This is a genomic window from Microbispora sp. NPDC049633, from assembly GCF_040675265.1.
Lineage (GTDB): Bacteria > Actinomycetota > Actinomycetes > Streptosporangiales > Streptosporangiaceae > Microbispora > Microbispora maris.
This window is the reverse complement of sequence record NZ_JBFAOO010000235.1, coordinates 1-10,394: the sequence shown is the minus strand read 5'-3', so window position 1 is coordinate 10,394 and position 10,394 is coordinate 1. Positions and strand designations below refer to the sequence as shown.

The following is a 10,394-nucleotide window of genomic DNA, read 5'->3' as shown; positions in this document are numbered from 1 at the left end:
GGCGGCCGGTGCGGACACGGGCTCCACCACCGCGGGGACGGCCGTGGACCCGCCAGGCGGGGAGGCTCCGGCCACGACGACGGTGCGTAAGGCCGCGCCGAGGCAGCGGCGTACGAAGCGGGACGACGACACCACCACGGAGAGCCGGGCCGAGGCGCCCCCGGCCCGCTGAGCCGGAAAGAGCGCCGCGCCGGCCGGATCAGGCCCCGGCGTCGGTCTCGGCGGGGACGGCGCGTGCCGGCGCGGCGGTTGGCCCGCCGCGCCGGGGGACGATCCCCTGGATCACGGCGATGCCCAGCAGCACCACCAGGGCTCCGGCGGGCTGGTTCCAGGTCAGATGCTCGCCGAGGAAGACCACACCGGAGGCGGCGGCGAACACCGGGATCAGGTAGGTCACGGCCGAGGCGGCCGTCACTCCCACCTTCCGCTGGATCCCGTACAGCAGCAGGTAGGCGATGCCGGTGCCGAAAGCGCCGAGCGCGAGGAGGCTGCCCCAGACCGCCAGAGGGACGTCGATCTCGACCAGGCTCAGCCCGGCGAGCGGCGTGATCACCGCGAGTTCGGCCGTTCCCGCGACCAGCTGCGCGGCCGCCAGCACCATCGGCTCCTCCCCGCGCGGGGTGATGAACCTGCCCATGTACGCCCCGCCCACGCCGTAGCAGGCGGCCGCGCCGAAGCAGGCCAGGCTGCCGACGGCCGCGCCGCCGGAGATCGGCTGCCACACGCCCAGCACCACCATGACGCCGGCGAAGCCGAGGCCGAGCCCGCTCACCCTGGCGGCCGTCGCCTTCTCGCTGCGCAGGAGCAGCGCGAACAGGAGCGTGCACAGCGGCGTCGTCGCGTTCCAGATCGCCGCGACGACGGAGGAGACGTGCTGCTCGCCATACCCGAAGAGAGTGAACGGCACCGTGGTCAGCACGACGGAGGCGACCGCGAAGTGCCCCCACAGCCGGAGGTCGCGGGGCAGCCGGCGGCCGGTCGCGAACACCGCGACCAGCAGGGTCGACGCCCCGACGGCCATCCGGAGGAAGGAGATCTGGAGCGGATGGAGGCTTCCGAGCGCCACCTTGATGAAGAAGAAGCTGTTCCCCCAGACGAGCGCCAACAGGATGAAAGACGGAAGCCACCGTCGCATTTGTGCAATTCCCTCCGCTTACGTGCCGGTAAGGAGCGTAATGCGGCATGACACATGAGCGGCAGTGGTTTTCGGACCTATCAGGACTCCCGGGAGAGCGGCAGGCGCAGGATGAAACACGCGCCACGCGGGCTGTCGATGATCGTCAGGGTGCCGCCGTGACTCTCGGCGATCTGCCGGGCGATGGGCAGGCCCAGGCCCGCGCCCCCGGCGTTCCTGCTGCGTGCCGTATCGAGCCGGGTGAACCGCTGGAAGACGAGCTCCCGCTGGTCCCGCGCGATGCCCGCGCCGTCGTCGAGCACCTCCAGGACGGCCGCGCCGGAGCGGAAGCGGGGGTCGCCGTCGGGCGCCTCCCGCCGCACCTCCAGCCGTACGGTGGTCGCGGCGTGCCGCTCGGCGTTGTCGAGCAGGTTGGTGACCAGGCGGCCGAGCCGGATGCGGTCCCCCCGGACGATCACGCCGGAGGCCAGATTCGGGACGACCCTCCTGACCGGGCGGCGGGTGTCCAGCTCGGCGGCCACGAGCCGGCCGAGGTCCAGCGGCTCGCGTTCGCAGGGCGCGCCCACGTCCAGGCGGGCCAGCGTCAGCAGGTCGGCGGCGATCGCCTGGAGCCGGTCGAGGCTCTTCAGCACGGCCTGCCCGATCTCGCTCACGTCGGACTCCTGCGGCGCGAGGAGCGCGCCCTCCACCTGCGCGCGGATCGCGGTGATCGGGCTGCGCAGCTCGTGGGACGCGTCGGAGGTGAAGCGCCGTTGCTGTTCGAGCGTCTCCTCCAGCCGGTCCAGCGTGTAGTTGACGCTCTGCGCGAGGTCGCGGATCTCCCCTCTGGCCTCCGGGACCGGCACCCGCCGCCCGAGGTCCGAGGCGTTGATCTCGTCGAGCTCGCCCCGGATCGCCCGCACCGGCATGAGCGCCCGCTTGACGCTTCGCCGGGTGCCGTACGCGACGGCGGCCGTGACGAGCGCCGACCCCACGGCCAGGCCGGCCACCAGGCCCGGCGGGACCTCGATGGCCCGGGCCGGAGCCGCGCTGTAGACGGTCCAGTCTCCGTCCTCGCGATAGACCTGCTGCGCGACCACGAGGTGACATCCGTCCGGGCCGAACACACCGCCGCAGACCTCCCGCGAGGCCTTGCGGAGCGGAGGCCGGGGGTGGAAGGTCGCCATGGCCGGTTTGCCGGCCATGTCCGGCGTCGCCGCGCGCACCCCGCCCCGCGGGTCCACCACCTGGACGGGCCGGTCGCGCATGGAGGGGGGATCGTAGGGCAGGACGCTTCCGGCCTGTCCGCGGTCCACGAGGTAGGCGACCCGCCCGCCGGCCGCCGTCACCTCCTTCATGAGGTTCGCGCCGGCCGTCATGTACAGCGCCCACACCAGGACGACCGAGAACCCGACGCACAGCAGGGCGACCACCGTGCCGGTGAACAGCGCGATGCGGCTCCTGACCGACCATCGATCCCCGAAACCCACGTGATCGCCCACTTACGATGCGGCCCGATTGACCGTGCGTAAGAAATCTACTCTTCAGGGCGTTATACGTCGGTAACGGGACAAACCGAACGAGTTGGTCCTGTGCGCTCGAAATCCCCGCACGCGCAACACGTCCGGCAAGCAGGTAAAGGAGCCTTCCGGACGACGCCCCCGGATGGTGGGATATGGAGGTATGAACACCGCCGGACCACTGCCGGTGATCGACGTGGCCGCGCTCACCGGCTCCGGGAGCGGCCGGGAGCGTGCCGAGGTCGCGCGCCGGATCGAGGCCGCCTGCCTGGACAGCGGCTTCTTCTACATCAGCGGCCACGGGGTGCCCGGCGACCTGGTCGCACGGCTCAGGGAGGCCGCGGCGCGGTTCTTCCGGCTGCCGCCGGAGCACAAGTCGCGCATCTCCATGGACCGGGGCGGACGGGCCTGGCGCGGGTACTTCCCCGTGGGCGGCGAGCTCACCTCCGGCCGGCCCGACCTCAAGGAGGGCGTCTACTTCGGCGCCGAGCACGACCACGACGATCCCCGGCCGCTGCACGGGCGCAACCTCTTCCCCGACGAGGTGCCCGAGATGCGCCCGGCCGTGCTGGCGTACATGGACGCCCTCACCCACGTCGGGCAGGCGGTCATGCGGGGCGTGGCGCTGAGCCTGGGGCTCGACGAGGACTACTTCGCCGCCGGATACACGGCCACACCCACGATCCTCTTCCGGATCTTCCACTATCCGCCCCCGCCGTACGCCGATCCGGACGAGTGGGGGGTCGGCGAGCACACCGACTACGGCCTGCTGACGCTGCTGCTCCAGGACGACAATCCCGGGCTCCAGGTGCACACCGCACGCGGCTGGATCGAGGCGCCGCCCATCCCCGGCACGCTGGTCTGCAACATCGGCGACATGCTCGACAAACTCACCGGCGGGCTGTATCGGTCGACCCCGCACCGCGTGCGCAACGAAACGGGCCGCGACAGGCTGTCCTTCCCCTTCTTCTTCGACCCCGGCTGGGACTGCGAGGTGCCGCCGCTGCCCGCCCTGCCCGGCCGCGCGGGGGGCCGCGCCCGCTGGGACGGCCTGGACCTGCGGGCCTTCACCGGCACGTACGGCGACTACCTGACGGCGAAGGTCGCGAAGGTCTTCCCGCACCTGGGCGACCGCGTGCTTCCGCCCACACCGGGCGAGAGCTGAAAAGGTGTAATCAAGAAATCATCGTCGCGACGGCGGCCGGGATCAAGAAGGCGGTCGGCCACGACCACCTCGGCCTCGGCCCCGCCGCCGCGCTGCCGGCCGTGGCGACCGTCCCGATCGGCCTGTGGTCGTCGGCCGCCCACTCGGCGCGCTGGTCGTGCTGGTGGTCGCGATGATCGGCCTGGAGAGCGTCCGGTAGGCCCTGGCCACCCCCGGCCGCCCCGGTCGCCGGCGGGGACCGGGGCGGTCCCCGCCGGGACGCGGCTGGGGCGGCCTCAGCCGGCGAGGCCGTTCCGGGCGATCACCTCGCGGTACCACCTGGCGCTGTCACGGGGCGTGCGCTCCAGCGTCTCGTAGTCGACGCGGACGAGCCCGAACCGCTTGTCGTAGCCCCGGGCCCACTCGAAGTTGTCCAGCAGCGACCACACGAAGTAGCCACGCAGGTCGGCACCGCGGTCCATCGCCGACCGGGCGGCGCGGAAGTGGGCGTCGAGGTAGGAGATCCGGCCGGGGTCGGCCACCCCGTCGGGCAGGGCGGCCCCGTTCTCCGTGATCATCAAAGGCGTGCCGGGGTAGTCCCGCGACAGCCGTACGAGCAGCTCCTCCAGCCCGGCCGGGTTGATCTCCCAGTCCATCTCGGTGACCGGGCCGTGCGGGTCCTCCCAGGCGATGCCCTCGCTGCCGGGATACTCCGCATGCCCCTCCGACGAGGGGTCGGCGACGACGCGGTTGACCGTGTAGTAGTTGACGCCGAGCACGTCGATCGGCTGCGCGATGGTGGGCAGGTCGTCCAGGTCGACCTCGGTGAAACGTTCCAGGTGGGCGAGGACGTCGGCGGGGTACTCGCCGCGCAGCACGGGGTCGAGGAAGAGCCGGTTCGCCAGCCCGTCGATCAGGCGGGCCGGCTCGGCGTCGCCGAGGATCGGCGTCAGGTTCAGCGTCAGCGAGACCGACTCCGCGCCCCCCGCCCGCAGCGCCTGCACGCCGAGGCCGTGCGCGAGCATCAGGTGGTGGGCGGCGGCGAACGCGGCGGCCGGGTCGGTCACGCCGGGCGCGTGCCGGCCCGAGGCGTACCCCACGAACGCCGACACCCAGGGCTCGTTGAGCGTCGTCCAGGTGGCGACGCGGTCCCCGAGGCGCTTGTGCACGGCTGCGGCGTAGTCGGCGAACCGGTAGGCGGTGTCGCGGTTGGCCCAGCCGCCTTCGTCCTGCAGCGTCTGCGGCAGGTCCCAGTGGTAGAGCGTCGCGACGGGTGCGATCCCCCTGTCGAGCAGGGCGTCGACCAGCCGGTCGTAGAAGCTCAGGTCGGCGAGGCGCGGCCAGGCCACCGAGAACCGGTACGCCTTCAGCCCCAGCCACGCCATGATCTCGACGTCCTCGAGATAGCGGTTGTAGTGGTCGCAGGCCACGTCGCCGGTGTGCCCGTCCACGACCATGCCGGGCGTGTGGGAGAAGGTGTCCCAGATCGAGGGGACGCGGCCGTCGGCGCGCACCGCGCCCTCGATCTGGTACGACGCGGTCGCGGCGCCCCAGAGGAAGCCGTCGGGAAATGAGGTCATCGTGAACTTTCGCGAATCGTCAGCCGAGGTTCGAGGAGCGTCGACTCCGGTACGGCCTGGCCCTCCAGCTTTGCCATGAGCAGCCGGACCGCCTGCCTGCCGACGTCCTCGGCGGGAATGAGCACGGAGGTCAGCGCGGGGCTGGCCCGCTCGGCGATGTCGTCCGGGCAGATCGCCACCACCGAGACGTCCTCGGGCACCCGCCTGCCGAGGATCCGCAACGCCCCCAGCACATGGCCGGCGGCCGCCTCGTTGTGCACGACGAGCCCGGACAGCCGCGGCCGCTCGTCGAGCAGCAGCTTCACGGCCGCGTGGATCTCGTCGAACGACTCCTCGCAGGGCCGCGCGTCGGCCTCCAGGCCGTGCCGCCGGGCCGCTTCGACGAAGCCCGCCATCGTCCGCTCCGCGAAGCCCGTGCCGCGCTCGTAGACCACGCGCGGCGCGCCGAGCAGCGCGATCTCGCGATGCCCGAGGTCGGCCAGGTGATCGGCGCACAGCGCCCCGGCCCGGGCGAAGTCGAGGTCGACGCAGGTCAGCCCTTCGGGGTCGGCAGGGAAACCGATCAGCACGCTCGGCTCGGCGAGCTTGCGCAGCAGCGGCACGCGGGGGTCGTGGATCTCCACGTCCATCAGCAGCAGCCCGTCGACCAGCGCGCTGGCCGCCACCCGGTGCAGCCCGTCCGCTCCCTCGTCGGCCGTCATGAGGAGCACGTCGTGGTCGTACTGCCGGGCCGTGGTGACGACCGAGGTCGCGAACTGCATGAGGACCGGCAGGTTCATGCCGGCCCGCAGCGGCAGCACCAGCGCGATGACCTTCGCGCGCTTGCTCGCCAGGGCGCGGGCGCCCGCGTTGGGGTGGTAGCCGAGCGCACGCACGCTGTCCAGGACCCGCTGCCGCGTGGTCGCCGAGATCGCCCGCTTGCCGCTCAGCACGTACGACACCGTGGAGACGGCGACCCCCGCGTGCTTGGCGACGTCGGCGATCGTCACGGTCCTCACGGGCAGAACCCCAGCGCGTTCACCGTGACCCCCTCGCTCTCGTACACCACATAAAGATCGCGCACTCCGGCCGCTCCCGCCAGAGGGGTGCTCACCTCGACGAAATCATGCCTGGTGACCGTGGGCGGGACACTGACCGCGCCGGCGACCTCGCCGGTCAGGGGATCGTCGAGCCGCAGCGTGACCACCCCGCCCTCGTCGCTCGACACCGCCAGCACGCAGGCCGACACCTTCCCCTCGGTGAAGTCGCAGTCGCGGAAGACGATCCACGATCCCGGTGACGTGGAGCGCACGGCGTCCCCGGAGTCGAGCGCGGCGTCGCACAGCACCACACCGTCGTACTCGTCGTGGTCGGCCGCGTCCAGTGGCCCCGCGGTCAGGTCCCGCGGCGGGATGCGCTCGCCCCGCACCCGGACCGGCGCGCACAGGCGGATGTCCCCCGACGAGGCGCCCACCTGCACCGTGTGCGCGGCCTCCTCGACCACGAGCCTGCCGCGCGTCACGTCCCAGAAGGCCAGGTCCCCGACCGGCACGTCCACCGACACCGTACGGCTCTCGCCCGGCGCGAGCCGCACCTTGGCGAAGCCGCGCAGCTGACGCAGCGGCTGCTTCACCCGCGAGCGCCGCTGGTGGGTGTAGAACTGCACGACCTCCTCCCCAGCGCGCTCGCCCGCGTTCGTCACGGTCACGCTGACGGTCAGCGTCTCGCCCTCGGCGACCTCCGCCGACGACAGTTCGAGACCGGAGTACGCGAAGCGGGTGTAGCTCAGGCCGTGCCCGAACGGGTAGAGCGGCCGGCCTCGGTAGTAGAGGTAGGTGGCGTCGGAGGCGATGATGTCGTAGTCGAGCAGGTCGGGCAGCTCGGCGGCCGAGCGGTACCACGTCTGGGTGAGGCGGCCGCCCGGGTCGTCGTCGCCGAGCAGCACGCCGGCGAGCGCGTGGCCGTACTCCTGGCCGCCGTGCGACGACCAGACGATCGCGGACAGGTGCTCCTGCGCCCAGGTGACGGCGAAGGGGTAGCCGCTGGAGACGACCAGCACGGTGGCCGGGTTGGCCGCGTGGACGGCCTTCAGCAGGGCCTCCTGCCGCTCCGGCAGCGCCAGCGTCGCGCGGTCCTCGGTCTCGCGGCCGTTCACCAACGGGTGGTCGCCGAGCACGACGACCGCGGCGTCGGCGCGGGCCGCCGCCTCCGCCGCGCGGGCCGCGCCGCTGTCCACCGGCTCCACGGCCAGCACGGCCGCGGCGTCGGGGTCGTCGGTCGTGCGCAGGACGCCGTCCGCCACGGTGACGTACCTGCCGGAGGAGATGTTGCGCAGCACGACGCCCCTCGGCCGCTCCTCGATCCGGAAGGTCTGGCGCACCTCCCAGCCGTTCGGGCCCGGCTGGTCGTTGACCAGCACGCCGTCCTCCCCCGCCGACACGTGCCGCCCGTTGGCACAGGACCGGAACGCGAACGCGCCGCCGCCCCAGTCGAACACGTCGAAGCAGGACCGCTCGCTCCCCACGTGCAGCGGCCCGCCCGCGGGGTCGGCGGACGCGCCGACGTACCCGCCCTCGGTGCGCAGCGCCACCCGGTCCACGCCCTCGCAGTAGACGGTCTCGCACCGCTCGGCGAGCCCCGCCAGGGCCGTCACCTGGTACGGCAGCGTGCCGCTGTACCAGTCCTCGAACAGGGCGCCCGCCAGCGGGCCGATCACCGCGACCGTGCGCGGGGCGGCCAGCGGCAGCAGGCCGTCGTTCTTCAGCAGGGTGATCGACTGCCGGGCCGCCTCCCGCGCGAGCCGCCGGTGCTCCGGGCTGTTGACCACGTCGTGGGTGATGTCGTCGTACGGCGTGGCGGGGTCGAACTCGCCCAGCCGCACCCGGATCGACAGCGCGTGCCGGGCGGCGGCGTCGATGTCGGCCTCGCTCAGCAGGCCGCGGTCGAGCGCCGTCCTGATGTGGCCGAGGGTGGTGGCGCTGTCGGCGTCGTCCTGGGTGAAGCTGTCCAGCCCGGCCTTGATCGCGTGCGCGTACGCCTGGGGCAGGTCCTTGTGGTAGCCCTGCATCCCGGCGAGGTTGCCCGGCGCGTACGCGTCGCTGACCACGAGGATGTCGCCGGGCGCCCAGGCCCGCAGGTGGCTGTCGATCAGCGGCGACAGGTGGGCCGGCCGGCCGTTGACGAGGTTGTACGACGGCATCACGGCCACCGCGGCTCCGGCCTGCAGCGCCGGGCGGAACGCCTTGAGCTCGTACTCGTGCAGCACCCGCGGCGGCAGGCCGCTGGAGGTCACGCACCGGTCGGTCTCGTTGTTGTAGCCGAGGAAGTGCTTCAGCGTGGGCGCCGTCTTCAGCACCTCGTGGCCGCCGCGCAGGCCGCTCGCGTAGGCCGTGCCCATGACGCCGGTGAGCCAGGGGTCCTCCGAGTAGCCTTCCTCGTTGCGGCCCCAGCGCGGGTCGCGCAGCGGGTTGACCACCGGCGCCCAGACGTTGCGGCCCACGCTCTGCGGGTCCTTGTGGTGGAAGGCCATGACCTCGTCGCCGGTCGCGTCCCCCACCCGGCGGACCAGGTCGGGGTTCCAGGTGCTCGCCAACCCGATGGCCTGGGGGAACACGGTGGCCGGGCCGTGCCAGGCCAGGCCGTGCAGGGCCTCGGTGCCGGTGCGGAACGGCCGCAGGCCCAGCCGTTCCACGGGTGCCTGGTACTGGTGCAGCAGGCCGATCTTCTCGTCGAGTGTGAGCCTGCCGAGCAGGTCGTCCACCCGGTCGGCGGGAGACAGCGCGGGGTTCCGGAATGCCGGGCCTTGAGCCGGTTCGTTCATCTGGAGAGTTACCCTTCGCGTCGAAGCGCTTCGATGACCTGCCGAAAAACGCGCCCACAGGGCGTCGCGAGGATCCGCTGTTCGGTTGGGGAAGCGCCCGCCGTCGAAGCGCTTCGAAAGGGCTACCGCGAGTTTCCGGTGTGTAAATCCGGACTCATCCGGAAGATTGCCCGCATCCTCGGCTCAGGTCAAGACCTCTCGTCGCGCCGGTTCCCCCGATGTCATCTCGGTCGTACGCGAGCGCGGGGGCTGACCCCAGGCGGACACGGAGACGGGCGCGGAGGCGGACACGGAGACGGGCGCGGACCCGCCGGTCCGCGCCCGCTCTCGGATGCCCGGGGAGCCCCCGCGTCAGCCGACGATCCGCAGCAGCGCCTGCCGCCTGGCCGCGGCCGGCTCGCTCAGGCGCTGCAACTGCCTGCCGTTCTTGTCGAGCACGACCAGGGTGTTGGCGGTGCGTCCGGCGACCCGGACGACCAGGCGGCCGTCCCCCAGGTAGAAGGCCCCGATGAGCGAGCCCTTGACCGGGATGGCGGTCTTCATGCCGGTGGCGACGTCGACCACGGCCGGGCGGAAGCCGCCGGGCCAGGAGCCGTCGCCCCCGGGCGCGTTGCGCGACAGCGGCGCCACGACCACCTTCGTGCCGTCGGGCGACAGGCTCTGCACGTGGTTCGCGAGGTCGACGCCCTTCACCTTGACCGCCTTGCCGGTCTTCACGTCGAGGCGGTACACGCCCTCGGTCGTCCCCGCGTACCCGGCGAGGTAGCGGCCGTCGGCCGACCACGCGAGGTGGCAGACGCCGAGGGTGGTGCCCGCCTTCCGGGCTCCCTTGCCGTCCGCGCCGACGACCGAGATCCGCCCGGCGTCGGAGTTGCCCTTGTTCACGTACGCCACCAGGCGGGAGTCCGGCGACCAGGCCGGGGTGGCGCACGGGAACCCGGCCGCGGCGCCCTTGGCCACGGTCGTGGCCGTGCTGCCGCTCCCGACCCGGAGCTCGCCGCGGTCCGTGATCCAGGCGAGCTTCCTGCCGTCCGGGGACGCGGAGAACTGGCCCGTCATCGGCATCGCGCCCAGTTTCGAGAAGCCCTTGCCGGGCTCGTACCGGCTGATCGGGAAGCCCTTGCCGTAGGAGAGGTAGACGGCGACCCCGGCAAGGGGCTTGGGCGCGGCGGAGGTTCCGGCCGGGGCGGCGGCCGCGGGGGCTATTTAGGCTTACCAGGTGGTCCTGGCAGATTCA

General features: G+C 72.6%; 7 protein-coding genes. 1 reads left to right on the top strand and 6 read right to left on the bottom strand.

The features are described from left to right. Positions 1 to 199 precede the first annotated feature (199 nt). Positions 200 to 1,135: a DMT family transporter gene (locus AB0J39_RS34780; RefSeq protein WP_363472576.1), complete on the bottom strand. Its 936-nt coding sequence runs from the start codon at positions 1,133 to 1,135 to the stop codon at positions 200 to 202. 80 nt (positions 1,136 to 1,215) lie between these two features. Continuing rightward, positions 1,216 to 2,604, bottom strand: coding sequence for a HAMP domain-containing sensor histidine kinase (locus AB0J39_RS34775; RefSeq protein WP_363472574.1), 1,389 nt, complete (start codon positions 2,602 to 2,604; stop codon positions 1,216 to 1,218). 193 nt (positions 2,605 to 2,797) lie between these two features. Here AB0J39_RS34775 and AB0J39_RS34770 point away from each other — a divergent pair, with 193 nt between their 5' ends. Further along, complete coding sequence (locus tag AB0J39_RS34770; protein ID WP_363472573.1) at positions 2,798 to 3,799, top strand: 2-oxoglutarate and iron-dependent oxygenase domain-containing protein; 1,002 nt, start codon at positions 2,798 to 2,800, stop codon at positions 3,797 to 3,799. Positions 3,800 to 4,074: 275 nt separating this feature from the next. Here AB0J39_RS34770 and AB0J39_RS34765 read toward each other — a convergent pair whose 3' ends face one another. From AB0J39_RS34765 to AB0J39_RS34750, 4 genes are all read right to left on the bottom strand, one after another. After that, positions 4,075 to 5,358: a GH1 family beta-glucosidase gene (locus AB0J39_RS34765; protein WP_363472570.1), complete on the bottom strand. Its 1,284-nt coding sequence runs from the start codon at positions 5,356 to 5,358 to the stop codon at positions 4,075 to 4,077. Then, complete coding sequence (locus AB0J39_RS34760; RefSeq protein ID WP_363472578.1) at positions 5,355 to 6,362, bottom strand: LacI family DNA-binding transcriptional regulator; 1,008 nt, start codon at positions 6,360 to 6,362, stop codon at positions 5,355 to 5,357. The genes AB0J39_RS34765 and AB0J39_RS34760 overlap by 4 nt, the downstream gene beginning before the upstream one ends. After that, entirely contained in the window at positions 6,353 to 9,157 is a 2,805-nt protein-coding gene (locus AB0J39_RS34755) for a glycoside hydrolase family 3 C-terminal domain-containing protein (protein WP_363472569.1), read from the bottom strand. Before AB0J39_RS34755 ends, AB0J39_RS34760 begins: the two co-directional genes overlap by 10 nt. 351 nt (positions 9,158 to 9,508) lie before the next feature. Further along, positions 9,509 to 10,222 carry a hypothetical protein gene (locus AB0J39_RS34750; RefSeq protein WP_363472567.1) on the bottom strand — a complete coding sequence of 238 codons (714 nt, stop codon included), beginning with the start codon at positions 10,220 to 10,222 and terminating at the stop codon, positions 9,509 to 9,511. Positions 10,223 to 10,394 lie beyond the last annotated feature (172 nt).